Origin of the sequence: Ruminococcus flavefaciens, assembly GCF_900108555.1 — a bacterium.
Classification (GTDB): Bacteria; Bacillota; Clostridia; order Oscillospirales; family Ruminococcaceae; genus Ruminococcus; species Ruminococcus flavefaciens_P.
The window spans coordinates 62,334-86,405 of record NZ_FNWV01000003.1 but is presented as its reverse complement, the minus strand read 5'-3'; the positions used below and the strand labels follow the sequence as shown (position 1 = coordinate 86,405).

26 protein-coding genes and 6 tRNA genes are annotated in these 24,072 nt (G+C 43.8%); 17 read left to right on the top strand and 15 right to left on the bottom strand.

What is annotated here, in order from left to right:
* Window positions 1–177: 177 nt before the first annotated feature.
* The 5 genes from BLW60_RS05535 (at window position 178) to metG (ending at window position 7,847) form a co-directional block, all read left to right on the top strand.
* Window positions 178–735 carry a hypothetical protein gene (locus tag BLW60_RS05535; protein WP_074715081.1) on the top strand — a complete coding sequence of 186 codons (558 nt, stop codon included), beginning with the start codon at window positions 178–180 and terminating at the stop codon, window positions 733–735.
* Window positions 736–932: 197 nt separating this feature from the next.
* Entirely contained in the window at window positions 933–2,024 is a 1,092-nt protein-coding gene (locus BLW60_RS05530) for a GumC domain-containing protein (RefSeq protein ID WP_074715077.1), read from the top strand.
* A 36-nt stretch (window positions 2,025–2,060) separates the two neighbouring features.
* Window positions 2,061–3,773 (top strand): [Fe-Fe] hydrogenase large subunit C-terminal domain-containing protein, encoded by a 1,713-nt coding sequence (locus tag BLW60_RS05525; RefSeq protein ID WP_074715075.1) that lies wholly within the window; start codon window positions 2,061–2,063, stop codon window positions 3,771–3,773.
* Between the two features lie 149 nt (window positions 3,774–3,922).
* A complete protein-coding gene (locus BLW60_RS05520) occupies window positions 3,923–5,644 on the top strand; it encodes a MutS-related protein (RefSeq protein ID WP_074715072.1) in 1,722 nt (573 codons plus the stop codon).
* A gap of 211 nt (window positions 5,645–5,855) precedes the next feature.
* A complete protein-coding gene (metG, locus tag BLW60_RS05515; RefSeq protein WP_074715069.1) occupies window positions 5,856–7,847 on the top strand; it encodes a methionine--tRNA ligase in 1,992 nt (663 codons plus the stop codon).
* A gap of 399 nt (window positions 7,848–8,246) precedes the next feature.
* Here the strand turns inward: metG and BLW60_RS05510 are convergent, their stop codons facing one another.
* From BLW60_RS05510 to BLW60_RS05485, 8 genes are all read right to left on the bottom strand, one after another.
* Window positions 8,247–8,750 (bottom strand): DUF2262 domain-containing protein, encoded by a 504-nt coding sequence (locus BLW60_RS05510; RefSeq protein WP_074715067.1) that lies wholly within the window; start codon window positions 8,748–8,750, stop codon window positions 8,247–8,249.
* Window position 8,751: 1 nt separating this feature from the next.
* A complete protein-coding gene (locus tag BLW60_RS05505; protein WP_074715064.1) occupies window positions 8,752–9,381 on the bottom strand; it encodes a methyltransferase type 11 in 630 nt (209 codons plus the stop codon).
* Window positions 9,378–9,890, bottom strand: coding sequence for a P-loop nucleotide/nucleoside kinase family protein (locus tag BLW60_RS05500; protein ID WP_074715061.1), 513 nt, complete (start codon window positions 9,888–9,890; stop codon window positions 9,378–9,380). Before BLW60_RS05500 ends, BLW60_RS05505 begins: the two co-directional genes overlap by 4 nt.
* 231 nt (window positions 9,891–10,121) lie before the next feature.
* Window positions 10,122–10,216: transfer RNA gene (locus BLW60_RS16745), tRNA-Ser, on the bottom strand.
* Between the two features lie 117 nt (window positions 10,217–10,333).
* Window positions 10,334–10,410: transfer RNA gene (locus BLW60_RS05495), tRNA-Glu, on the bottom strand.
* Between the two features lie 3 nt (window positions 10,411–10,413).
* A tRNA-OTHER gene (locus BLW60_RS16740) sits at window positions 10,414–10,534 on the bottom strand.
* A 12-nt stretch (window positions 10,535–10,546) separates the two neighbouring features.
* On the bottom strand, window positions 10,547–10,771 hold the full coding sequence (locus tag BLW60_RS05490) for a helix-turn-helix domain-containing protein (RefSeq protein WP_031563275.1): 225 nt from the start codon (window positions 10,769–10,771) through the stop codon (window positions 10,547–10,549).
* Window positions 10,772–11,159: 388 nt separating this feature from the next.
* Window positions 11,160–11,561, bottom strand: a complete 402-nt coding sequence (locus BLW60_RS05485; protein WP_074715058.1) for a (deoxy)nucleoside triphosphate pyrophosphohydrolase — start codon at window positions 11,559–11,561, stop codon at window positions 11,160–11,162.
* Window positions 11,562–11,709: 148 nt separating this feature from the next.
* Between BLW60_RS05485 and BLW60_RS05480 the strand changes: the two genes are divergently transcribed.
* The 3 genes from BLW60_RS05480 to BLW60_RS05470 all read left to right on the top strand — a co-directional run bounded on the left by BLW60_RS05480 (window position 11,710) and on the right by BLW60_RS05470 (window position 15,025).
* Window positions 11,710–12,909, top strand: a complete 1,200-nt coding sequence (locus tag BLW60_RS05480; RefSeq protein ID WP_074715056.1) for a tyrosine-type recombinase/integrase — start codon at window positions 11,710–11,712, stop codon at window positions 12,907–12,909.
* Window positions 12,910–13,397: 488 nt separating this feature from the next.
* Entirely contained in the window at window positions 13,398–13,736 is a 339-nt protein-coding gene (locus BLW60_RS05475) for a helix-turn-helix domain-containing protein (protein WP_051536336.1), read from the top strand.
* On the top strand, window positions 13,733–15,025 hold the full coding sequence (locus BLW60_RS05470) for a type II toxin-antitoxin system HipA family toxin (RefSeq protein ID WP_074715052.1): 1,293 nt from the start codon (window positions 13,733–13,735) through the stop codon (window positions 15,023–15,025). Before BLW60_RS05475 ends, BLW60_RS05470 begins: the two co-directional genes overlap by 4 nt.
* 144 nt (window positions 15,026–15,169) lie before the next feature.
* On the opposite strand, the gene BLW60_RS05465 is transcribed toward BLW60_RS05470, so the two are convergent.
* The 6 genes from BLW60_RS05465 to BLW60_RS16735 all read right to left on the bottom strand — a co-directional run bounded on the left by BLW60_RS05465 (window position 15,170) and on the right by BLW60_RS16735 (window position 17,209).
* Window positions 15,170–16,216: an RNA ligase family protein gene (locus BLW60_RS05465; protein WP_074715049.1), complete on the bottom strand. Its 1,047-nt coding sequence runs from the start codon at window positions 16,214–16,216 to the stop codon at window positions 15,170–15,172.
* Between the two features lie 28 nt (window positions 16,217–16,244).
* A tRNA-Gln gene (locus BLW60_RS05460) sits at window positions 16,245–16,319 on the bottom strand.
* 117 nt (window positions 16,320–16,436) lie between these two features.
* Window positions 16,437–16,510, bottom strand: a tRNA-Cys gene (locus tag BLW60_RS05455).
* Between the two features lie 100 nt (window positions 16,511–16,610).
* A tRNA-Gln gene (locus BLW60_RS05450) sits at window positions 16,611–16,684 on the bottom strand.
* A gap of 30 nt (window positions 16,685–16,714) precedes the next feature.
* Window positions 16,715–16,945 (bottom strand): helix-turn-helix domain-containing protein, encoded by a 231-nt coding sequence (locus BLW60_RS05445; RefSeq protein ID WP_028519945.1) that lies wholly within the window; start codon window positions 16,943–16,945, stop codon window positions 16,715–16,717.
* A 114-nt stretch (window positions 16,946–17,059) separates the two neighbouring features.
* The gene (locus tag BLW60_RS16735) at window positions 17,060–17,209 is read right to left on the bottom strand and encodes a hypothetical protein (protein ID WP_175460894.1); all 150 of its coding nucleotides are present in this window, start codon (window positions 17,207–17,209) and stop codon (window positions 17,060–17,062) included.
* 183 nt (window positions 17,210–17,392) lie between these two features.
* Between BLW60_RS16735 and BLW60_RS05440 the strand changes: the two genes are divergently transcribed.
* Window positions 17,393–18,283 carry a Fic family protein gene (locus BLW60_RS05440; protein WP_074715046.1) on the top strand — a complete coding sequence of 297 codons (891 nt, stop codon included), beginning with the start codon at window positions 17,393–17,395 and terminating at the stop codon, window positions 18,281–18,283.
* A 7-nt stretch (window positions 18,284–18,290) separates the two neighbouring features.
* Window positions 18,291–18,788, top strand: coding sequence for a methylated-DNA--[protein]-cysteine S-methyltransferase (locus tag BLW60_RS05435; RefSeq protein ID WP_074715043.1), 498 nt, complete (start codon window positions 18,291–18,293; stop codon window positions 18,786–18,788).
* A gap of 51 nt (window positions 18,789–18,839) precedes the next feature.
* On the opposite strand, the gene BLW60_RS05430 is transcribed toward BLW60_RS05435, so the two are convergent.
* Window positions 18,840–19,460, bottom strand: coding sequence for an MBL fold metallo-hydrolase (locus tag BLW60_RS05430; RefSeq protein ID WP_074715040.1), 621 nt, complete (start codon window positions 19,458–19,460; stop codon window positions 18,840–18,842).
* A 182-nt stretch (window positions 19,461–19,642) separates the two neighbouring features.
* On the opposite strand from BLW60_RS05430, the gene BLW60_RS05425 reads away from it, so the two are divergent.
* From BLW60_RS05425 to BLW60_RS05395, 7 genes are all read left to right on the top strand, one after another.
* A complete protein-coding gene (locus BLW60_RS05425; RefSeq protein WP_009983429.1) occupies window positions 19,643–20,092 on the top strand; it encodes a GNAT family N-acetyltransferase in 450 nt (149 codons plus the stop codon).
* 182 nt (window positions 20,093–20,274) lie between these two features.
* Window positions 20,275–20,523 (top strand): hypothetical protein, encoded by a 249-nt coding sequence (locus tag BLW60_RS05420; protein WP_175460893.1) that lies wholly within the window; start codon window positions 20,275–20,277, stop codon window positions 20,521–20,523.
* 11 nt (window positions 20,524–20,534) lie between these two features.
* Window positions 20,535–21,416 carry a hypothetical protein gene (locus BLW60_RS05415; RefSeq protein WP_074715037.1) on the top strand — a complete coding sequence of 294 codons (882 nt, stop codon included), beginning with the start codon at window positions 20,535–20,537 and terminating at the stop codon, window positions 21,414–21,416.
* Window positions 21,417–21,435: 19 nt separating this feature from the next.
* Window positions 21,436–21,729, top strand: coding sequence for a hypothetical protein (locus BLW60_RS17135; protein WP_074715034.1), 294 nt, complete (start codon window positions 21,436–21,438; stop codon window positions 21,727–21,729).
* 406 nt (window positions 21,730–22,135) lie between these two features.
* The gene (locus BLW60_RS05405; RefSeq protein ID WP_242872835.1) at window positions 22,136–22,333 is read left to right on the top strand and encodes a hypothetical protein; all 198 of its coding nucleotides are present in this window, start codon (window positions 22,136–22,138) and stop codon (window positions 22,331–22,333) included.
* Entirely contained in the window at window positions 22,330–22,956 is a 627-nt protein-coding gene (locus BLW60_RS05400) for a methyltransferase type 11 (RefSeq protein ID WP_074715031.1), read from the top strand. Before BLW60_RS05405 ends, BLW60_RS05400 begins: the two co-directional genes overlap by 4 nt.
* Window positions 22,957–23,221: 265 nt before the next feature.
* On the top strand, window positions 23,222–24,072 hold an 851-nt coding region (locus BLW60_RS05395; RefSeq protein ID WP_175460891.1), incomplete at its 3' end, for a glycoside hydrolase family 11 protein.

Sequence of the window (24,072 nt, the reverse complement as noted above, 5' to 3'; positions counted from 1 at the left end):
AGGGATCGCAGAGCGGCTGTCAGTTGTGGCAGCCGCTTTTTTACCCGTATATGTGTGCAATTTATACAAAGATATCGTACTTTCTGAATTTTATTCTATTTGACAGAGAGTAGGAAAAGTGTTAAAATATACCTGTAGCAAAAAATTAACAATAATAATGAAAGGCAGGTGTTTCAGGTGAAAAAATATGCGGTATATGATTCCTCTACGGGGAGCTATTGTTACAGATACGCAGATACCCTCGAGGATCTTGAGGGAACAGGCTTTGAAGATATAATCACCGAGGAACAGCTGCCCGTAGTTTTTGACGGAAGAGGCGGCTATTATCACTTCCGCCCCGATGAATACGGCTTCAACAGGATAATCGAGTCCGATAAGGAGACTCCTCTTGAGCTTGAAGAGATGTATACTCTCAACGATCCCGAGTTCAAGCTGGGCTGGATATCTCCCGAGGGCGATACCTATTCTTGCGGCTATACCAACCATAATAAGTGCGCTAAGATGATAGTTCAGAAATTCTATCCCGACTCGAAATTCCCCGAAAAGACTCTTGACAGGAACGGCTGGCTCCAGGTCATAGACTCATGGGACGGCACACAGCGTCAGCACGGACAGTTCGTGTTTACAGAGCAGGGAAAAATAACTCAGAAACAGGCTGACAGACTCTTTGATCTGGGACTTTACAATAACGAAGAGGTCAAAAAACTTATCGCAGACAGTGAAAATGACTGGTAATATCTGCATTGCAGAGTAAAAAAGGTACTATTTGGGCGGTTTACATAAAACCGCCCTCTTTTTTGTGCAGTTTTTTCATTGACTATATTTTCAATATGGTGTATAATGATTATATATCAATACTCGATAAATGCGCTTGCTTCTGCATTGCTTTGCAGATCACCATTCGGTCGGGTGAAGCAAGGAGGATATTTTTTATGGCTGAACCAAGATTTATCAAAACTGTCCCATTTGGCGGATATGATAAGGAATCTGTTGTCAGGAGAATGGAGTTTCTCAATACACAGGTACATGATCTGAGAAATGAGCTCAGAGAAACAAAACTCCTGCTGGAGGCATATAAAAAAGGTACGGATAAGGAAAAGGCACAGGAATCAGTGCTTGCCGAAGAACGCGCCAAGCTTACACAGGTACAGGTCCAGAATAATACCCTTAATCTGAAGCTTAAAGCGACTGATGATGAAAACCGCAAGTACGAGCAGGAACTGAAAGACAAAGAGGCTGAGATAGAAGAGCTTAAAGATAAGCTGAAAACTGCCGAGACAAAGTGCGCTGCTTTAATGGCACAGGACGAGGCTACTGCTCTCAGCAGTGTATTTATCGAAGCACAGAAGTCGAGATCTATGCTTGAAAGCGATGCAAGATCAAAGGCTGCTGATATGGAGTATAAAGCCAAGAAGCTTGCTGAGGATATCGTTTCCGAGGCAAATCTTGAAGCAGAGCATATCATATATGAGGCAGAGATGACTGCTGCCGAGAGACTTGCAGAGGCAAAGAACAGAGCCGAGCAGATGGAGGTAGCTTCAAATAATCTCAGAGCTGCCGCGATCGATGATGTACATATACTCAAATCACAGGTCGAGTTCATGGAAGAAGCTTTTGAACAGCTGAGAAATGAAGGCATCGACAGACTGCTGAAGGCAAAGGAGCTTCTCGGAGATACAGAGACGAAGCTCGTAAACGGCGGTATCCCTGTATTCAAAACACCTGAGCACTATAATCCCGAGTATCCTGAAAAGCCTGCAAGCCTTGCTGATAAGATACGTGATAATATGAACAGCGAGGAAGAAAAACGCAAAAAACAGGAAGAACTTGATAAGCTCAAACAAATGGCAGAGTCCATCGGAGCTAAAAAAGAAAACACTGATAAAAATACGGAAGAGAAAAAAGATACTGATCCGGAACAGGAAAAGCCCGCTGAAAAGAAGCCCGAGGGCGGAGAGAAAAAAGGCGGTAAAATAGATCTTGCTGCACTTGCGGCAAAGGCAAATGCTTTGAATAAGAAATAAAGAATTTTCCTGAATTATTTAAGGAGTATATACATTATGAGTGAACTTATCATTGTAAAACCAGAAAAATGTGTTGGCTGCAATGCTTGTGTAAGAGAATGTCCAGCACCGGAAGCCAACATGACCAAACAGCTTGAGGACGGACGTTTTATAACAATGGTCAATCCAAATAAGTGTATTGCCTGCGGCGAATGTGTAAAGAAGTGCAATCACGGTGCAAGAGATTTTATAGATGATACAGATGAATGTATCTCAAACATCGTTAAGGAAAAGATCATAATCATGGCTTCTCCTGCTTTAAAGACTGCTCTCCCCACAAAGTGGAAGGGCGTTCTTGACTGGTTCAAGAAGCAGGGATGTACAGTATTTGACGTTTCATACGGTGCTGATATCTGTACATGGGCGCATTTGAGAACTCTCGAACAGGATAAGATAGGCAATATCATCACACAGCAGTGTCCTGCTGTTGTAAAGTATATCGAGACTTATCAGCCTAAGCTCTTGCAGAACCTTTCACCTATCCACAGCCCTATCGCCTGCAGTGCCATATACATAAAGAAGTATCTGAGAAGGAACAATCCTATCGCAGTTATTTCCCCGTGTATCGCTGAAAAGTATGAGGCTATTGATACAGGTCTCATTGATTATACCGTTACTATCAAGAAGCTTTTTGAGTATTTTGACCGTAACGATATCAATATCGACCTTGATACATCTGAAGATTTTGAGTATAAGTTTGACGAAGCACAGGGACAAATGGGTTCTGTTTACTCTCGTCCGGGCGGACTCAGAGATAATATGTGGCTCCATGATCCTGATATGAATATCACAAATTCAGAGGGCGTACACAAGGTATTCGCTGAGATCGATATGTACGGAAGAATGCCTGAGTCAAAGCACCCGAGAATATTCGATGTTCTTTCATGTGAATTCGGCTGTAATATCGGACCTGCATCAGGTACAAAGCAGACTGTATTCGATGCTATGGCAACTATGAGAAGTATCGAGAACGAGGCAAAGACACGCCGTAAGTCTACAGGTATCATGGGACGAGGCGATGACAGGCTCTTCAAGAAGTTTGATGACGAGCTGAGAGTTTCCGACTTTCTCAGAAACTACAAGCCTTCCATGCCGTCACCGGTTCCGAGCAATATGCAGCTTGATCCTATTTTCGAGAAAATGGGAATGCATACAGCTGAGGATCGTAAGTATGACTGTCATGCCTGCGGATACAATACCTGCCGTGATATGGCGATAGCTATATACAGAGGTCTCAATACACCTGATAACTGTATCGTTCATGCAAAGTCAGTCCTCCTTGCAAGACACTCTGCACTGAACAGACAGAATGAACAGCTCGAAGAGATCACAGAGGAATGTCTCGCACTTTCAGACAAGCTGAAGGCTAATGTTGCAAAGATCAATGATAATATGAAGAGTATAGGCGATTCTACATCGGCTACAAGTGAGAGAGCTGCTGTAGTTAAGGATCTCCTTGAGAATGTCGTTGCTTTCTGTAATGACAACTCTACAATGGATTCCGACAGCGTATCACAGCTCATATCTATCCTTGAGACTACTATTGACGCATTTGGTGCTCTCGATGACAACGTTACCACAACTAACGAAAGCTCTGAGACTATCAATAAGTCTATCAATGATATCATCTCGCTTGTTGGTGAGATAAACGAAGTCCTTGTAAAGACAGGACAGACCGAAAAGGTAGACGTAAGCGATATCCATAAGTAATAAAAATACGGCACAGATATTTCCGAAAGGAGTATCTGTGCTTTTTTCTAATGAACGATATGCATAAATTAATGGCTTAGTTTTATGATAAGCGAAAAAGATGATAATATTTCCCTAAATCTGTTATTATTAGCGAAAGGAGCTGAAATATGAAGTCAAATAATCATTTCAGTATATTATTTCCATACTATGAGGATACTGTATATAAGCAGCTTTCCGACTCAGCCTGCCATGATCTCGGACTTGATACACTGTGCCATGAGCTGACCAATGATCCGAGAGAACAGAACCTTATAATGAGCATCTTATCCAATATGACTGCCGATCCCCGTGTGGCAGTTTACAGGCAGAAGGTTTTCGTGGATATACTCAGGCTGCCCGAGCTGAGAAATAAACTGACGGAGCTGTTTGACAGGATAGAATTCCTGAGAAAGTTCAGCGGCTCACGCATGGAAACAGATGAAAAGCTTGGTTTCTGGCATCTCATGCACAGGCTTGACGAGCTCGATGACTATATCAAGTGCGTGGAAGCTATGAGAGACTGCCTTTCCGATGCGGAAATAAAGTCCGAGGGACTTATCAACTTCAAGGCATATATCGACGAGCTTTACAGCGATGCCTGCTTTGCGGAAATGAAAAAGGACATAGCCGAGCTTAAAATAAAATCACTGAAAATAGAGAGCGTTACCCTCGGCGTCAACGTCAACAGCAGATTTGAAGCCGTAAGTATGGGACTTATCTCCGTTAACGACAAGCCTTTCAAAAAGTCTAATATCGTTACCAATTTTGCCGATGCTATCGCGTCAAAGAACAAGGTGCAGGAGGGCAATGAATGGGACGGCGATATGCACTATCATCAGGTAGATAAGCTCAACGAGCATAAAGTCTCGAAATTCATAGAGAATACAGGCGGATATCTTGCTGTTACAAAGACTCCATTTGTAGACGGCAGGATAAGAGCAACTATAACAAAGACTCCAGACGGCGACGGTTCGGCAAATGCAACGAGTTACCTCGACAAGGTCATGAATAAGATGCTGGATTCTGTGGTGAAGAAGCTGGGGGACACCGTTACTAAATACGCAGACATCGCTATCGTCAATATATCGCAGATAATCCCCGAATTCATGTATTATATCAAGTTTGCGGAGTTCATAGACAAATGCATGGAAAAGGGCTTTAGGTTCTGTGAAGCACAGGTCATCAGAGGCGATGATGTAGCTATGGACGCAAAGGACTTATACAACTTGAAGCTTGCCATTAATTTGCAGAGCGTTGAGGAACTGGTATACAACGACCTTAAATTCGATAAGGAGCATACTATCTATATCCTTACGGGAGCTAACCGAGGCGGCAAGACGACAATTACTCAGGCTGTGGGACTTATGTATGTCCTTGCACAGAGCGGCGTTTACGTGCCTGCATCGTCCTTTGAGTATAAGCCTGTGGACTGTATATATACTCATTTTCCTGCCGATGAGGACAAGACTATGGACTTGGGCAGACTTGGTGAGGAGTGCGTAAGATTTAAGGCGATATACTCCGAATGTACAAAGGACAGCCTGCTTCTGCTCAATGAGACTTTCTCCACAACTTCCTTTGAGGAGGGCTTCTATATCGCAAAGGACTCCGTGAGAGCACTGCTGAAAAAGCAGGTAAGGACTATATACAATACTCATATGCATAAGCTTGCCGCAGATGCAGAGGAGCTCAACAAGGAGAGCAGCGGTGTGAAGCTCTCGTCACTGATAGTGAAGAGCGATAACGGTAAACGCTCCTTTAAGGTGGAGGTAGCATCTCCCGAGGGAATGTCCTACGCAAAGGATATCGCCGAGAAATACGGCGTTACCTATGATATGCTCGTTAATTAGCCGTTAGCCGAAGGTGTTCACAGACGCTCACAATATTTAAATTATTCGCCGAAGGCGACACCTTGGCTAATAGCTAAAGGCTAAGGGCTAATGGCTTTTTTATATAATGATAATTTATACTCGACAAATCTCAAAAAACGTGGTATAATAAGATTTGTACCTTTTCTTTCATTCGGAAAAGGAATTTTACACTCAGATTGGAGCGATTTTTATGTCAAAGAAACCCTTTTACATTACTACACCGATTTACTATCCCTCGGGCGATCCTCATATCGGTCACTGCTATACAACAGTTGCCTGCGATTCTATTGCCCGTTACAAGCGAATGCAGGGCTATGACGTAATGTTCCTCACAGGTACTGACGAGCACGGTCTTAAAATAGAGCAGAAGGCTGCTGAACAGGGCGTAACTCCAAAGGAGTACGTTGACGTTATAGTTGATAAATTCAAGAACCTCTGGAAATACATGAATATTTCCTACGACAGATATATCCGTACTACAGATGATTACCACGTTGAAGCCGTACAGAAGATATTCAAGGCTCTCTACGACAAGGGCTATATCTACAAGGGCGAATACTCAGGCAAGTACTGTACACCTTGCGAAAGCTTCTGGACTGAGTCACAGCTTGACGAGCACGGCTGCTGTCCCGAGTGTCACAGACCTGTAAAGTTCGCAAAGGAGGAGGCTTATTTCTTCAAGATGTCTCCATTTGCAGAGCGCATAGAGAAGCTTCTCCTTGAGACAGATTATCTCCGTCCAAAGACAAGAGCTGTAGAACTTGTAAATAACTTCATCAAGCCCGGTCTTGAGGACCTCTGCGTTTCAAGAACTTCATTCACATGGGGCGTACCCGTAAGCTTTGACGAGAAGCACGTTGTATACGTATGGATAGACGCGCTCTCCAACTATATCACAGCTCTTGGCTATGAGAACTCAGCACACAGCGACTATGAGAAGTACTGGCCTGCTGATGTTCACATGGTAGCAAAGGATATCATGCGTTTCCACGCTATCATCTGGCCTGCAATGCTCATGGCACTTGACCTGCCGCTTCCAAAGCACCTTGCTGTACACGGCTGGATAACAATGGCAGGCAAAAACGGTGAAAGCGAGAAAATGTCCAAATCTCTCGGCAACGTTGTAGACCCGTTCGTACTGGGTGAGAGATACGGTCAGGATTCCATAAGATACCATATTCTCCGCGAAATGGCTCTCGGTGCAGACAGCCTTTTCTCCAACGAGATAATGATAAACCGTATAAACTCAGACCTTGCAAACGGCTTCGGAAACCTCGTTTCACGTACCGTTGCTATGGCTGACAAGTACTTCGGCGGCACTCTTCCCACAGAGCGTGAGGCTGAAGCTATAGACGATGATTTCAAGGCTGCCGTAACGGGACTTCGTTCTGTTGTTGACGGTTTTGTTGATGAAACAAAGATAAAGCAGGCTCTCGAATCTGTCTTTGAGGTAGTTTCACGCGCTAATAAGTACATCGACGAGACTGAGCCGTGGAAGCTGGGCAAGGACGAGGCAAAGAAAGCACGTCTTGCAGCAGTTCTCTACAATCTCCTTGAAGCTATCCGTATAACTTCTGCACTCCTTGCACCTTTCATGCCTACAGTTATGCCAAAGGTATGGGAGCAGATAGGCGCATCAGCTGCTGATGTTGAGTACGACAAGCTTGATAAGTTCGGCGTACTTCCCGAGAATGTAACAGTTCACAAGGGCGATATACTCTTCCCGAGAATAGACGTTGACAAGGAGATAGAAGAGCTCAACTCTATCCTTATAAAAAATATGGAAGCTGCAAAGGCTAAGCTTTCTGCTGCTGAGAAAGGCGGAGAAGCTGCTGAGCCTGAGAAGATAGAGCTCAAGCCTGAGATCACTATTGACGATTTCGCTAAGGTAGAGATAAGAGTAGCAAAGGTAGTGGCTTGTGAAAAGGTAAAGAAGTCGGACAAGCTCCTGTGCTTACAGCTCGATGACGGCATGGGCGGCAGACAGGTAGTATCGGGTATAGCTCAGTACTATACTCCCGAGGACCTTATCGGAAAGAAACTCCAGCTCATTGCTAACCTCAAGCCTGTAAAGCTCAGAGGTGTTGACAGCAACGGCATGATCTGCGCAGCGGATACTCCTGACGGTGTAAAGGTCATCTTTGTTGACGACAGTATCCCTGTTGGTTCAAAGATAAGATAAACTAAAAGTTCAGCCCCGAGGCTATGCCTCGGGGCTTGTTCGTTCTAACACAAATAATTATTTATATTTGTAGGGGCGGATATTATCCGTCCTTTTTGTATCAGCACAATAGTTCTATGCGGAAATAGTGTACTGAGTGGATTTTTTTGAGCTGCTGCTAAAAATTGCAGAATATACATTGAATTAACAGATAAAATAATCATATAGATATAGTTTTATGAAAAATATAAGGGATATGATAAAGTCAATATGGAAGGGTGGAGCTTCGATGAAATACTCAGTTGAAGATATAAGAAATGCATTGAAAAACAATGAGCTGACTACTTATTATTATAGCATTTGAAAGGCACAGTGTCCTGATATTTTGTGGCTTGTTGTGTCAGGTGGATTTATAGTGGTTTATCCCGCAAGTGAACAGGACAGTATCTCACCGGTGCTTTTGGCTTCAATCACGATCTCATGGTCAGTGAACAAGCCGTCAGCAGGTATCCTGAATGTTATCTCGCCATTGTTTGTAATGAGTATTTCAAAAACAGCAATCTCTTTTATGAATTCTTCTTTTGGCATTGGCGGAACATTGTCCTCTTTGCCGTCGCCCCATATCTCGACCATACCGTTTTCGTCCATAAATTCAGCCGCGGCACACTCCTTGACCTTTCTGTCCCATTCCTCCATATTTTCGTAAAGCATATGGAACACGGCGAGTGATTTTTCAATGGTTGGGTTCTCGCAGGGGAACTCATCAACATCAAGCACAATGTCACAGTCATAATTGAGCCATTTCACTGTGCCTTTGTACTCTGAAACGTCGTCTGCATCGGTAAAATCACAGTATTTGTCGTGAATGACTTTGAGCTCTCTTTCAGGCTTTTTACTGCCGAATAATTTCGATAAAAATGACATATTACACCTCGTTTTTCTTAAAATCCAACCTCACCAGTGCCTTTTCGTTAGGTAGTGGATATGACTCCTGCAATATCAGCGAGTAGCCTATATCGTTCATGGCAGCCGTGAGTGCCTTTTCCTCCATTTGGTGATGTACCTCGTCAAGCCTGTCGAAGGCTCGCAGGTACGGCGACTCCGACACCCACTGCTCCTCGTCCGTGTTTATCTGTATCACGCAGGAAACGTACTGTGGAGTGGTCTGCAAAACGGCTCGCTGGAACGCTCCGTAGCCGATGTACTCAATAAGCAGGTTCGCTATCAGAAGCTGTGCCTGCGGGAGCTTCTCTGCCTCGCTTATAAGGTCGATGTGCAGGCACTCCAGAACTCCCGAAAGCTGAGTATATCGCTGAGATACCGTACGGAGATAGTCAGCATTGATGTCCACACCGTAGACTGTGCGGAACTTGTCGGTGTCAATGTGTTCAAGTCCGTTTCCGCCTGCAACTCCCAGAACCGCGGCAGTCTCCAAAGGATAGGCGGAGAACTGCTCCTTCATTATGGAATCAAGCGCCTGAAGCTGCCGCACAGAATCAAGGCTCATGTGCTTTTCGTAGTCGTCAAGACTTATTTCTTCCCATGGGTTGGTCATATACAGCACCTTTCCAAATCGTATTCATCATCTATCAGAAAATAGTCAAGTCCGTAACTGATACAGCCGCGGAGATATTCCTGATTGTCCTGTATTACGTCCTTAATACTGAGGTCATTGGAGAGCCTTTTCTCGATAGCGTTCCCGAAGCTGACAATGTCGCTGAAATGGCTGGTTATGTAGCTTTCACTCATAACAAGGCAGATGTATTTTATCTGCGACAGATAGTCGGCGTCAAAGCTGTTCTTCCAGTCAAAGGGAATATAACAGCCCTCGATTATGAGATCCTGTTCGTTTTCAATGGCAGTCTTTATCATCTCTTTCAGGATATTCCAGAGGTATGCCGTCAGCTTGTCGTCGTCATAGGGAGTGAGCTCGGTCTGACCACTTCTTATAAGTCCCATTTTCAGGTGGTCGATAGACAGGTAAGGGTACTTGTATTTTTCAAGCAGTTTCTGCGCGAGGAGCGTTTTCCCTGTGTGTGAAGCACCTGTTATCAGTATTATCATAGTAGCCGCGGCTCCTTTCCGATAGTTTCCATAATTATATCATATTTGGGGGCGTTTTTCAATAAAAAACAGCTCCTGTCTCTATCTGGACGGGAGCTGTTGTCAGTTATCGCAAAATATGCGACAACTCATTTTAGCAGGAACTGTTGCGTTTTTTGCAACAGTTCATTTTTCAGTTGTTGCAAATAATACAACAACTCATAGTAATGTGCATTTTCTGCATAATGCTTTTGGCGGTCGTACTGAGACTTGAACTCAGACATCGGAATATCCCGATTACTCACAGTTTAGCAAACTGCTGCCTTATCGGTTAGGCTTATGCGACCAGTTATAGATGATTCGTGTTGAATAAACTTCCGTAAGCGAAAGCAGACTGACACTTACAAACAAGGTGAGCGAGCTTGCGAGCGTCAACGTGGCTGCGGTCAAGCTGGCTCAGCTTGTGGTGACGGATAGGGGGATCGAACCCACTATTTAGAGATTGAAAGCCTCTTGTCCTGACCTGTTAGACGAATCCGCCATATGGTGGGTAAGGTAGGACTCGAACCTACAGCGTTTCTATGTCACGGATTTATCCCCCAAGGGGACTTCCTTGCTACGCTCACAGCGCATCCGCTGTCTTCACCAATTCGGCGCACTTACCCATATTTCGTCACTCATATTCGGGTGACGATTATTATTTTATCTATCGGTACATCAAACATATCTGCCAGTATTATCAGGTTGTCGATAGTGGGAACAGCGTCTCCACGCATCCACTTGAATATCGCCTGCGGAGTATTGAAACCACAGCGAGCCTGTACATCGGATATCTTGAAGCCCTTAGATTTGATGATATTCTTGATATTATTACCTGTTGCTTTCACATCGATTATTGGCATCGTGAGCAACTCCTTTCTTTGTATTATGAAAACGAAAACACCGCCTGCTTACATACAGGCGGTGTTTATCATTTGTATGGATCACAACACAAAGAAAGTGTCCTCCGAAATGACTATCCACTACTTTTATCTGTATGCAGCACAAATAGAGCCTCTTCACTCTCGTGATAGAAACTTACTTCATAGTGTTCACTGTACAGATAAACCATAGTAAACTGTTTCATTTCGGGTAACTCCTTTCGTAATAATTCTTTTTACAGAGGTTGATTCCGACCGTTCCTGTTCTGACTTTACATGTATTGTATCATAGCTTTTCTGAAAAATCAAGTAAACCACAGGTATATCTTTGAAGTGCTTTGCGAGAGTTGGAGTTGATAAATACATGAACTCAGTTTATCTCCCTGCGTATTTTCTCCATCAGTCCCATATCCGCCGGCAGCCACTTCACACTGTCAAGCTCATCTTTCGTGAGCCACCGTGCCTCCTGAGCCTCCAGCAGAACAAGATCGCCGCTGACCACCTCACACCAGAAGCAGTCCATGGACAGGTGGAAGTCGGGGTAATCGTACTCGATAGTCTCGATAAGATCTCTAACTCTGATTGTGGTATCAAGCTCCTCACGGATTTCTCTCACAAGCGCTTGCTGAGGAGTTTCACCGGGTTCGATCTTTCCGCCGGGGAATTCCCACATACCTTTGAATTCGCCGTATCCTCTTGCGGTTGCAAAAATGCGTGTCTTTGCTTGAAGTGAGTCGCATATCACAGCCGCCACAACTCTTATCGTTTTCATACATATTTTAACGCAATGGGCAAATAAGCTATCTTGTTATAAGATAGTCTCTCTTTGTGTATCTTGTCTTGACTTTAAAGCACAGAAGTGGTATAATAACGGCATACAGGAGTATGCCATAACTTACGATATCAAAGGAGAATATTTTATGGCTACTACAAGAAAAAGAGGAAACACCTATCAGATAAGAGTTTCCTGCGGATATGACACATCAGGTAATCAGGTTATTCAGACTATGTCATGGAAACCTGCGGACGGCATGACTCAAAAGCAGATCATGAATGAGCTTAAAAGGCAAGAGATTCTGTTTCAGGAAAAGTGCATGAAGGGACAGGTAACGGCAAATGTTAAGTTTCAGGACTTTGCTGAGCAGTGGTTTGAGGAATATGCAAAGCTTAACCTCAGAAATACTTCCTATGAGCGTATGAAGCAGCTCACTGTAAGAGTTTATCCTGCAATTGGTCATCTCAGGCTTGATAAGGTCACGAGCCGTCATATCCAACAGTTCATCAACGATCTGGCACTTAACGGAAAGAGTCTTAAAAACGGAAAACCGCTGTCGAGAAAGACAGCGGTTCACCACCTGAGCTTTATCAGCGATGTATTCAGTTATGCATTAAAGATGGAAATGCTCATTGATAATCCCTGTAGACGCGTAACAGTTCCGAAGGGCGAGAAGAAGGAAAAAGACATCTACACTCTTGAAGAAGTAGAAAAGCTCTTTCAGCTCCTTGAGAACGCACCGCTGAAATACCGCGTTTTCGTCACTCTGGCAATATACAGCGGATTCAGACGCGGGGAAATGCTTGGACTTGAATGGAAGGACATTGACTGGGACAATTGTGTTATCAGTGTCCGCAGAACAAGCAATTATACCGCTTCCAAGGGTATCTATACTGATACTACAAAGACGAAAAAGTCTCAGCGTTCGCTGAAATTTCCTCAGAACGTAATGGATCTGCTGCGTGAATACAAGGCAGAACAGGACGATGAGCGTATTACTCTCGGTACGAAGTGGATAGATTATGATCGTTTATTCGTTAAGTGGAATGGAGAGCCGATGAACAACAATACACCATATTTCTGGCTCAGAGAATTCTGTGAAGAAAACAATTTCCGATTTTGTGACATACACTCCCTGCGACACTTCTATGCCTCGGCTCTTATCAACAAGGGCGTGGATGCGGCAGCTGTGTCAGGAGCGTTAGGTCACTCAACGATAACAACGACGACTTCTATCTACTGTCATGTATTTAATCAGGCTCAGGCGAGGGCAAGTGAAGCGATAGCTTCAGTGCTTGACTTTAAAAAGCCCGATGATGGCAAAGGACAGTCAAAAGCTGTATAAAGGACAAATAAAGGACAGAAGCCGTATCAGGGTAAAAAAAGAACTCCTAAATGACGAAATATCGTCATTTAGGAGCCTTATACGAAGTGATCCGTACGGGAATTGAATTAATCCTGAGCATTTTAGTAGTTTTTAGTAAAATGCGAAAATGACTGTAAATCGCGGATTTTTGAAGCTTCAATTATAGTAACTTCAAGTGATTTTAAGCGATTTTCAGTGCCAATAAGTGGTAAATAAGTGGTTGGATTGGCGCGTCTCTACCGAAAAAATGACCAAAGCAGCTCTGATTATACGGGCAAATCCCGAACGGAGCTGCTGTTGTTTTATCGAAATGAACTGTCGCAAAATATGCGATAGTTGGAAGAGCAATAAAATACAATATATTGTATTTTATATGCGAATTACGATTTTAAAAAATAATATATTGCATTTTATTAGTTGCTGTGGTATAATAAAACCAGCAAAAGTTGATGAAAGGAGCGTCCGTGATGAAGATAAACAGGGATTTACATGATAAGGCTATTGCTAAGGAGCTTTCGTCGAGATTCAAGCAGTACCGCATAGCCGCTTCGATGACAAGAACAGAGCTTGCTGAGAAGTCAATGGTTTCAGTCGGCACAATAGCACGTTTTGAGAATGGCAGTGATATAGGTCTGCTCAATCTTATAAAGCTTCTCAAAGCACTCGACCTTGAAGAAAAACTTGATCTGCTGATACCTGATCCGCAGGAGCGTCCCTCTCATTATGTAGATAACAACGCTCCGAAACAGAGAGCAAGAAAACGCAAGAAAAACGATAATGATTGGAAATGGGGCGATGAAGAATGATAAATACAGCAGAAGTGTACCTCTGGGGTACTCGTATAGGATATATTCATCAGGGCGACGATGACGCAGCGGCAAGCTTTGAATATGACAAAAAATTTCTCAGAAGTGAGATAGAGCTGTCGCCGTTCAAGATGCCTTTATCTGACAGGATATATTCATTCCCTGAGCTTAGCCGTGTTGAAGCATTTCATGGTATCCCGGGACTATTTGCAGATTCTCTGCCTGATAAGTTCGGTAACGCTGTTATAGATAAGTGGCTTGCAGGTCAGGGACGTTCACCAGAATCGTTTACTGCGATAGAAAGACTGTGCTACACAGGTAAACGTGGAATGGGAGCTCTTGAATATGTTCCTGCTACAAGTCCTGAGTTTATAAACAGCGAGATCGATGTGACCGAAATGACAAAGCTTGCATCTGAGGTGTTGTCAGGCAAGGAGAGCGCAGTGCTTTCCGATAAGGAAGCAAGCATAATGCAGCTGTTGGAGATAGGCTCTTCAGCAGGCGGCGCAAGAGCAAAAGCTATCGTTGCATGGAATGAAAAGACTGGCGAAGTAAAGTCAGGACAGGTAGACGCAGGAAAAGGCTTTGATTACTGGCTCATAAAATTTGACGGAGTATCAGGTAATGGTGACCACAACTTAGCTGATAAAAAGCAGTATTCGCTTATTGAGTACGCTTACTATCTTATGGCTGTTGACATCGGTATTGAGATGAACGAGTGCCGCATTTATGAAAAAGATGGACTTCATCATTTTATGACGAAACGCTTCGACCGTGTAAACGGTGATAAAGTACATATGCAGACTCTTGCTGCACTCGGACATTTCGACTATAACACTCCGAATGTTTGCAGTTATGAATTATATACCGATTATGCAAAGAGACTTGGTATAGGAAAAAGCGGCATAGAGCAGATTTTCAGGCGAATGGCATTTGCTGTTATTGGAGGTAACTGCGACGATCATGTAAAGAATTTCTCATTCCTGATGGACCGTAAAGGAGAGTGGAAACTCTCTCCTGCATATGATCTGACATTTGCGTATAATCCAGATAACAGATGGATTTCAAAGCATCAGATGTCCATAAACGGTAAAACATCGGGTATAACATCAGACGATCTTATAGCCAGTGGAAAGACTATGGGACTGACCGCAGAGTTCTGCCATAAGACTATATCAGAGACTGAATCCGTTGTGTCTGACTGGCATAACTACGCTGAAAAGTGTGGTATCAGCGAGGAACGAGCAGTGGAGATACAGAGAGGGATTGAGCTCTCAAACGTGAAATAAGGTAAAAAATGCAGCAGCTCTGTATAAGCGGTCAGATCCCGTACAGAGCTACTGTTGTTTTATCAAATTTAGTTGGCGATAATCAAGAGAGTCATGAAATATTATTGAAATTTTCAGAATACCAATAAATGGTTGAATTGGATTTCAGTCATCATTTTTCAGCAGATACCTGTTGCTTACCACCTTCATGCTCAGTTCAGCGCCGATATTGCTGCTGAATACAGGCTCAGTCGGACGTATGACGATGCCCTCTTTTTTACCGCCGTTGGGATAATTGCCGTCTGCTCGTTCAAGCAGAGCTTCAACGGTTGGGTATTTAGCAGGCAGGTCTGTACCGACCTCTTCTATCGGAACAGCAGCAAACTCCAGTTCACTGCATATTTCAAGCATTCTTTCAAGCCCGACACGCTTGCCGTTCTCCATTACAGTGAAAACATACCACTCAGGTCTTTTGAGCTTCAGACGGTTCTGCTGTATACCCGGAGCGCAAAGCTCCCCTTGTACGGTGATAGAAGTAAGTCCTTCTTTTCCCATAAATACTTCGAGTTTTTCCTTGTAGCCGCAATCGTTGACAAGCTTGTAGAAATCGCTGTTGCCGTCATCCTTGTACTCGTAGTTATGACCTGTAACATGGAAACCGTCTTCATCTATACTGATAGAGTGGGAACTGCCGTCCATTTTGGTGCTGATGTAGTACTCAAGTCCTGTGAACTCCTTTATGAGCTCAGGTGCAGCCTGCACCCTTGTCTCATCGGTATGAGGAATACTTCTCGGCAGGTTTCTGATGATGGTTCCGCCGGAGGTTGCGCGTTCCTCTATCTCCCACTTGTGAACTCCGAGTATCTCGGTAACATCTGCTCCAAGCTCAATATCAGTCGGTATTTCGGGGAATATACTTATAGGCAGCAAAAGTCCCTGCGATACTTGTCCTCGGAATTTTTGAGTTTTCAGACGGAATCCCTCGCCCATGATGTCAGTGTTTTTGTAGCTGGACGCTCTCAGAAATTCAAACTCAGGTCTGACGGGAATAAAGCTGTCTATCTCAAAATATACGGCTAAGTCCATTGGTTTGAACTGTCCCTTGTTTACTACGCACTGCCAGCCGAGAACATAAGCCAGCTCTATCCTGTCAGCGCCTTCGATAGGTTCTATCTTCCATATCCTTTGTATACTTGCTAATTTTCTGCTCATTGTTATCATTTCCTTTCATAGTTTGACCTGGTTCCCGTTGGAAGGCTCGAACTTCCATTATCGGAGTCAAAGACCGATGTCCTGCTTGTTAGACGAAACGGAATGTGTGAAAACTATCTGTAAAACATGACAGTGCCATAAGCGAAAGCAGACTGACAGGCTCATAAAAAGTGAGCGAGTAAAACGAGCGCCATCGTGGAAGGGAGCACAGGCACTGTGCTGGAGACTGTGACAGGATTTGAACCTGCGCTCATGGAGTTGCAGTCCATTGCCTTTCCACTTGGCTATACAGTCATCGTTGGGTATATGTTGCAAATCAGATATGGCTTAATGTGCGTAAAAAATTGCGAATCAGAAAAACTGAACCGCGAAACTGCACGGACTCGCTCTGCGCTGGTTCCCGCTGAAAGAATCGAACTTACATCTTCTGCGTCAGAAGCAGATGTCCTACCATTAGACGAAGCGGAAATGTAGCCCCGCCGACAAGGGCGGGAGTGTTTAATTAGTTATAATTATCTCGTCAATAGGCACATCAAGTATATGTGCCAGTATGACTATGTTGTCGATAGAGGGCATAGCGTCTCCTCTCATCCACTTGAATATCGCTTGCGGTGTGTTGAACCCGAATACTGTTTGTACATCAGCCACCTTGAGTCCTTTGCCTTTTATCAAAGCTCTGATGTTTGCGCCTGTTGCTATCATATCGATAGTCGGAGCTGCTATGGGCATAAAAATAACCACCTTTCTGAATAGAATAATAAAAACCGCCTGTGTGAGTTTCATACTGCACACAGACGGCGTTGTTCTATCAGAAGATGGTTTACAATGCAACACTATCTCTGCTCACCTTTTTAGGATGACCGAACAAGCTCTTTTCTGTCCTGTGCGCAGCAAAACTGAGCCATTATCCTCCTGCTGGAAGAAATAGCCTGACTGCTGGAAATCAAAAGCACAAATGTATGCAGACATAGCGTTGTTCATGATAGCGTTCATTGTTTTCACCCTTTCGTTAGTAAGAATTCCGGGAGCTTTTCCCTTGTGTTGACATCATTATATCACGGCATTATGGAAATGTCAAGTAAACCTGTGGTATAGTTTTTATCGGCAAGAATTTCTATGCATTATCATTGATTTCTTGCCGATAATATGATATAATAGAACTATGGAGGTGATATCGTGAAATACAGAAGTGTGGCCGAAATGGCTGAATTATGGGGGATATCCGAGCGTACAGTCCGCAACTACTGTGCGGAAAGACGCATCGAAGGCGCTGTCCTTATAGGCAAAACATGGAAAATCCCTGCCGATGCTGTCAGACCGGGACGCCGTAAACTGAAACGTTCCGAAACTCTGCTTGAGGTTCTCAGAGAGCAGAAAAGCAGCAATCAGCACGGCGGTATCTATCACAAGTTGCAGATCGAGCTGACCTATAATTCCAATCATATTGAGGGAAGCAAGCTGACCCATGACCAGACGCGATATATATTCGAGACCAACACCTTAGGCTTTGAAAATGAAGCCGTTAACGTCGACGATATCGTCGAGACGGTCAACCACTTCCGCTGTATAGACTATGTTATCGAGAATGCTGAAAAGCCTTTAACAGAGGCGTTTATCAAGGAGCTTCACAAGATGCTGAAAACAGGTACCGCTGACAGCAGAAAGGAATGGTTTGCAGTTGGCAAGTATAAAAAGTTCGCTAATGAAGTTGGCGGCGAAATGACTGCTGCTCCCGATGAAGTGCCTGCAAGAATGAAAAAGCTCGTATCACGGTACAACGACCTGAAAGGAATCACGCTTGAAGATATAATCGACTTCCACTATCAGTTTGAGTCCATACATCCGTTCCAGGACGGCAACGGCAGAGTTGGCAGGCTAATAATGCTGAAGGAGTGCCTGCGTCACGATATAGTTCCATTTATCATATCCGACGATCTGAAGATGTTCTACTATCGCGGACTAAAGAACTGGGAACAGGAACGTGGCTGGCTGACGGATACGGTGCTGACTGCACAGGACCGTTTCAAGGCTTATCTTGATTATTTTCAGATTAGATATCAGGGATGATGAAAGCATGAATAACACATTTCACTATACCTCTCCCCTCGGAGGTATCACCCTCGCCAGTGACGGCGAAGCACTGACAGGACTATGGTTCGACGGGCAGAAATACTTTCCCCATAAGCTCATATCGGAAAGCAACGAAGCAGAGCTGCCGATATTTACGCAGACCTGCAACTGGCTCGATATTTATTTCAGCGGAAAAGAGCCGGATTTCACTCCGACTATAAGTTTGAACACAACACCATTCCGAAAGGCAGTGTACGACATACTTCTTACGATACCTTACGGACAGACAATGACCTATGGCGAGATAGCAAATATCATCGCAAATCAGCAAGGTGCTGAGCATATGTCGGCTCAGGCAGTCGGAAGTGCCGTCGGACATAATCCCGTCTCGATAATAATTCCCTGTCATAGAGTTGTCGGAGCAGACGGCAGTCTGACAGGCTATGCAGGCGGTTTGGATAAAAAGACAGCCCTTCTGAAACTTGAGAAGTACGAAATATAATGAAAAAGGCAGCCGCAATGGCTGCCTTCTTACTGTTCACGATATTTATCATCAGATTTTTATAACTACCTCTATGCCGCTGTCCACAGCCTTGCGGAATTTCTCACCGTCAGCAGGACTTCCTACGACTGTTCCGTAGTGAATGGGTATCGCGTACTTCGGACGGATAGTGTTTGCAAGCTCAGCAGCCTGTGAAGCGTCGGTAGTGAATGTACCTCCTGCAGGAATGAGCGCAATGTCGCACTTCACTTGTTTGTTGTCGGGAGTGATGTCCGTATCGCCTGCAATGTAAATGCGTCCGTGGTCGGGACTGTCGATGATGTATCCCAGCCAGCCGTTGGACTTTGGGTGGAAGGGTTTGCCTATATTGTACGCAGGAACAGCCTCGAATCTGATACCGAGGACATCAAACTGCTCGCCTGCGGAGACCTGTTTCACGGTCAGACCAAGCTCCTTTGGCTCGTTTACAGTGTCCGGACAGACGATGATAGTGTCGGACTTCATCACCTTGCGGATATCATCTGGGGAGTAGTGGTCGAAGTGGCTGTGTGTGATGAGGATAATGTCGGCATCGTGCGGTGCGCAGTTGATGTTGTACGGATCGGAGTAAATGATCTTTCCTTCGTCAACGCGGATACTGCTGTGTTCGTTTATGGTTATGAAATCAAGCATGGTGAGACCTCCCTGTCGGTATTTTTCTACAATTATAGCATAGATCGGCGTGGATAGCAAGCAATTTTTCGTTGTTCATATAAAACCTGTGTATTATAGAGCTTTTATTGACACGGCAGTGATGCTATGGTATAATGTTTACTAATATAAATCGAGATTTGTAAGACGATTGAGGAAGTAGAATGTATATTGTTACAGCAGAAGAAAACCAGATAAAAACAATTGTAGACATATCTGTCAGAGCATTTGAAACAGACGTAAATGTCGGCGGTGCAAAAGGTGACTGTCCGCCCGGATATGATTCGGTAGAATGGCATAAACAGATGGCTCAAGAGGGGCATTTGTATCAAGCAATGATAGGAAAAGATATTGTGGGAGCAGCCGTCATATTCCCGGATGAAACAAAAAACAGTGTGTACATTGGCAGAATTTTCATCGACAGCGTCTATCATAGAAAAGGATATGGAATTCGTTTAATGGAGTGCATAGAAAAGAACTATCCATTTGCCGCGGAGTTTGATCTTGACACTCCAAGCTGGAATGTACGGACAAACGCTTTTTACGAAAAATTAGGGTATCAGATCATAAAAGAAGAGGACGGTTTTGTTTTTTACAGGAAGACGAGAAAGTGAACTTCATTTAATTCAGGTTCTCACATAAATACTGATTTATCTCCGCAGCATAAACAAACGCAATGCCCCTGAGCGTTAATTGAAACGTTCAGGGGAAGAACTCCGCACAGCGGTGTTTTATTGATGCGGCAGTGATGCTATAATTTACTAATACAAATCGGAGATCAAGGAGCTGACAAACTGTGACGATAGAATACAGAAAAGCTGAAACAGAAGATGCAGAAATGCTGGTAAATATCTATAACGCTTCATTTTACAGCGATTACAGGAGATTTGGTGCTTGTCCCGGTTATGGTAAAACGATAGAAATGATGGAAGCTTCAATAAGAGATAATCCGAAATATATCATACTATGCGATAATAAACCTGTTGGGTGCGTTTCCTGTAAAATGCAGGAAATGAGAGTGTATGAGATCACTTATGATATATAGGAGGCTCAAAGGTGAAAAAGCTTATAATACTATTTACTGCAACGATCACATCAGTAGTATGCCTCGGCTCATGCGGCAGAACTCAAACTACCAAACCACCTCAAACAAGCATAAATACTTCACAGGTGGAAACATCGAATCAGGAATCAAATGATATACTGAATGACTGGCAGAAGGAAGTGCTTGCAGCAGAGGGACTTCCCACTGAAGCTGATAAGCTTACAGATTCTCAGCTTAAATCAATTCAGCGTATCTACGAGATGATAACCTATCTCAATGATAAGTATGACGAGGAGTTCATCTATGCGGGATACCTCGAGCCTGCGGCGAATCAGACGGAAACGCTGTATGCATACCCTCGCTTATTGGGCAATGATTATGGCAGAAATACCGTTACTGTAAAGGCGACAAATGACGGCTTTTCTGATGATTACAGTGACAGATCGATCGTTGACTATGCAGAAGAAATGGCAAATGACTTTATGAAGGATTATTTCGATTCAGATCAGGTAATTGCTTTTTTTAGAGTCAATGCCTGCGATATTGAGAAAAAGGAAGTGGAAAACGGGAATTTCCAATGGAAGCTCGGAGTTTCTGACATTATATTTGTAAATGAAGACATTTGCAATGCAGATCAGGTGGAAGAATTTGCTGTTAATTATGCAAAATGGCTTTATGAGCATGAATTGGACGGACGCCACAGAATCAATATAGTCAAGGATATGGATATTACTCAGATAACATACGGTGAAATATCAGATATCTATGATTATGATACATACATTGGAGATTATACATTTAGTTTTGGATCTTCAAAAGATAAAGTAATTCATTCTTCTTCTTTTGATTCCAATGTAAAAGAAACTGAAATAGAGACTTATTTAAGTAATTAATAAAAAGGAGTAAAACGACATGATAATAAACGGAGAGTACATTGAAAAATTATCAGATGAAGAATTATGTATGCTTGAACAGCTTACATATCATGCGCTGAATGCTCTGCAGCATAGTGCCATAAATACCGTTCCGAGCATAGCTCCACAGCGAGACTCCGAGCGTTTCATCATAGCACTTCGCTTGTTCCAGAAGAGATACAAAGCCATCGCTTACAAGATCCATGACCATACCATGAAGGTAGAAATAAGCTCGCTGACATCTGATGAAATAACAGACAGCGAGCTTATTCTATGCAAAAAAGCTAAATGAATAATATTCGTTATTATGCATAAGGGAGAATGCAAAAAAGCGAGGCTTGTAAGCTGAAAAATATGCGTAGCGTACAAATAGCGTACAAACTCATTTTTCAGGAAAAAAGAAAACCCACAAACGGCTGTTTTAAGCCGTCTGTGGGATTGCTGAATGGTGACCCGTACGGGAATTGAACATACCCAGTGAGTTTTTGAGCTTTTTAAAAACATTCAAAAAACGTAGATATATCGTCATTTAAGGCGATTATTTGCGTTTTGAATTATCGTGTTATTTCATGCTTTTTTGAGATAATAATGAACAAATAAAGAACAAGAAAACGCAGTATACCTTTCCGTTATTATTAATATTTGCGAAGAGCTTCGACGCCGACTACCTTTCGCTGATAAAATACATCTGCCTTGTTATGAGCGAAAACTACATAAACAGCCATTTCAGCGACATTGTCAGCTTCGGGAATGTTATCGAAAAGCGGCTTTCCGGCGACCTTGACATTGAGGAGATAAAGCAGGACAATCAGGAGTATCTCCGCGGCTGTATCAGGTACGGGCTCGACTGCTTCCTGATAGAGAATGAGTATGACCCGGAGAGGTGCGGCATATGAGCAATCCATGGGAAGAAATAAGTCTTGACGACTACGAAAAACACATGAGCCTTGACTCCGTGCGGCAGCTTCAGGCAATGAATTCCATAATGCAGGAGCAGTTCAGCGCCTCCCCTGCCGAGACTGCTATGGTATTGGGTATCGCAGGGGGAAACGGCCTTGAGCACGTCCGCCCCGAGAAGTTCCGCAGGGTCTACGGTGTGGACATAAACGCAGACTACCTCCGTGCGGTATCTCAGCGATATACTGAGCTTTCGGGCGTACTGGAATGCCTGCACACCGACATTGTGAACGAGGTAGAAAAACTACCGCAGACACAGCTGCTCATAGCGAATCTGCTTATCGAATACATCGGCTACGGAGCGTTTCAGAAAGCAGTTTTGCAGACCGTTCCCGAGTACGTTTCCTGCGTGATACAGATAAATACTGACGAAAAGCAGTGGGTGTCGGAGTCGCCGTACCTTCACACATTCGACAGACTTGACGAGGTTCATCATCAGATGGAGGGAAAGGCACTGACGGCTGCTATGGCCGAAACAGGCTACACGCTGATATTGCAGGAGTCCTATCCCCTTCCAAACGGCAAGGCACTGGTGAGACTTGATTTTATGATGAAAGGATGATTTTATGTATATTCCGGAAATACCAAATAACAGTATAGCAAAAGAACTAAAAAACTGACTGCGTTAACTGGCTCAGTTTTCTTTTAGCATACATAGTGCACTTTCATTTTGTTCTCAAAAACGTACTATTTGTTACAAAAAAAAACACTTGACAAATAGTTTTTCAATGTTATAATAAAAGTAGATAAAAATTTGGGGGACTACTAAATTTCGTTCTAAATTAATGCTGCAATTCATTTGCAGACAAAAACAAGGAGTGATTTTAGTGGCAAAGTCCAAAATCAAAAAGATCATCAGCGGCACCGTTTCAGCGCTGATGGTCGCATCAAGCATCCCGTTTGTCGCTTCAGCAGCCGATCAGCAGACTCGCGGAAATATCGGCGGATACGACTATGAGATGTGGAATCAGAATGGCCAGGGTAATGCTCAGATGAACCCAGGCGCAGGTTCTTTCACCTGTTCATGGAGCAACATTGAGAACTTCCTTGCTCGAATGGGCAAGAATTTCGACAGTCAGAAGAAGAATTACAAGGCTTTCGGAAACATTGTTCTCACATACGACGTTGAGTACACACCGCGCGGAAACTCATATATGTGTGTATACGGCTGGACAAGAAACCCTCTCATGGAATATTATATCGTTGAAGGCTGGGGCGACTGGAGACCACCCGGAAACGACGGTGAGAGAAAAGGCAATATCACCCTCAACGGAAATACCTATGAAATTGCCAAGACAATGCGTTACAACCAGCCCTCTCTCGACGGTACCGCAACATTCCCTCAGTACTGGAGCATAAGAACAACAAGCGGCTCACAGAACAATACAACAAACTACATGAAGGGCACTATCGACGTATCCAAGCACTTCGACGCATGGAGCCAGAAGGGCCTTGATATGTCAGGTACTCTCTACGAAGTATCTCTTAACATTGAGGGATACAGATCAAACGGTTCTGCTAACGTCAAGAGCGTAACCGTTACCACAAATGCAGGCGATGACCAGATGGGTCAGCAGACAGGCGGCGGAAACGCCGGTGGTGGTAATGTAGGCGGCGGTTTTGACATGAGCCAGTTTGGCGGTCAGGGCGGCGCAGGCGGTTTTGACATGAGCCAGTT

Coding starts and splice junctions, on each gene's coding strand:
- BLW60_RS05530 (WP_074715077.1), top strand. CDS start 933: ATGGCTGAACCAAGATTTATCAAAACTGTCCCATTTGGCGGATATGAT.
- BLW60_RS05525 (WP_074715075.1), top strand. CDS start 2,061: ATGAGTGAACTTATCATTGTAAAACCAGAAAAATGTGTTGGCTGCAAT.
- BLW60_RS05520 (WP_074715072.1), top strand. CDS start 3,923: ATGAAGTCAAATAATCATTTCAGTATATTATTTCCATACTATGAGGAT.
- metG (WP_074715069.1), top strand. CDS start 5,856: ATGTCAAAGAAACCCTTTTACATTACTACACCGATTTACTATCCCTCG.
- BLW60_RS05510 (WP_074715067.1), bottom strand. CDS start 8,750: ATGTCATTTTTATCGAAATTATTCGGCAGTAAAAAGCCTGAAAGAGAG.
- BLW60_RS05505 (WP_074715064.1), bottom strand. CDS start 9,381: ATGACCAACCCATGGGAAGAAATAAGTCTTGACGACTACGAAAAGCAC.
- BLW60_RS05500 (WP_074715061.1), bottom strand. CDS start 9,890: ATGATAATACTGATAACAGGTGCTTCACACACAGGGAAAACGCTCCTC.
- BLW60_RS05490 (WP_031563275.1), bottom strand. CDS start 10,771: ATGCCAATAATCGATGTGAAAGCAACAGGTAATAATATCAAGAATATC.
- BLW60_RS05485 (WP_074715058.1), bottom strand. CDS start 11,561: ATGAAAACGATAAGAGTTGTGGCGGCTGTGATATGCGACTCACTTCAA.
- BLW60_RS05480 (WP_074715056.1), top strand. CDS start 11,710: ATGGCTACTACAAGAAAAAGAGGAAACACCTATCAGATAAGAGTTTCC.
- BLW60_RS05475 (WP_051536336.1), top strand. CDS start 13,398: ATGAAGATAAACAGGGATTTACATGATAAGGCTATTGCTAAGGAGCTT.
- BLW60_RS05470 (WP_074715052.1), top strand. CDS start 13,733: ATGATAAATACAGCAGAAGTGTACCTCTGGGGTACTCGTATAGGATAT.
- BLW60_RS05465 (WP_074715049.1), bottom strand. CDS start 16,216: ATGAGCAGAAAATTAGCAAGTATACAAAGGATATGGAAGATAGAACCT.
- BLW60_RS05445 (WP_028519945.1), bottom strand. CDS start 16,945: ATGCCCATAGCAGCTCCGACTATCGATATGATAGCAACAGGCGCAAAC.
- BLW60_RS16735 (WP_175460894.1), bottom strand. CDS start 17,209: ATGAACGCTATCATGAACAACGCTATGTCTGCATACATTTGTGCTTTT.
- BLW60_RS05435 (WP_074715043.1), top strand. CDS start 18,291: ATGAATAACACATTTCACTATACCTCTCCCCTCGGAGGTATCACCCTC.
- BLW60_RS05430 (WP_074715040.1), bottom strand. CDS start 19,460: ATGCTTGATTTCATAACCATAAACGAACACAGCAGTATCCGCGTTGAC.
- BLW60_RS05425 (WP_009983429.1), top strand. CDS start 19,643: ATGTATATTGTTACAGCAGAAGAAAACCAGATAAAAACAATTGTAGAC.
- BLW60_RS17135 (WP_074715034.1), top strand. CDS start 21,436: ATGATAATAAACGGAGAGTACATTGAAAAATTATCAGATGAAGAATTA.
- BLW60_RS05405 (WP_242872835.1), top strand. CDS start 22,136: ATGAGCGAAAACTACATAAACAGCCATTTCAGCGACATTGTCAGCTTC.
- BLW60_RS05400 (WP_074715031.1), top strand. CDS start 22,330: ATGAGCAATCCATGGGAAGAAATAAGTCTTGACGACTACGAAAAACAC.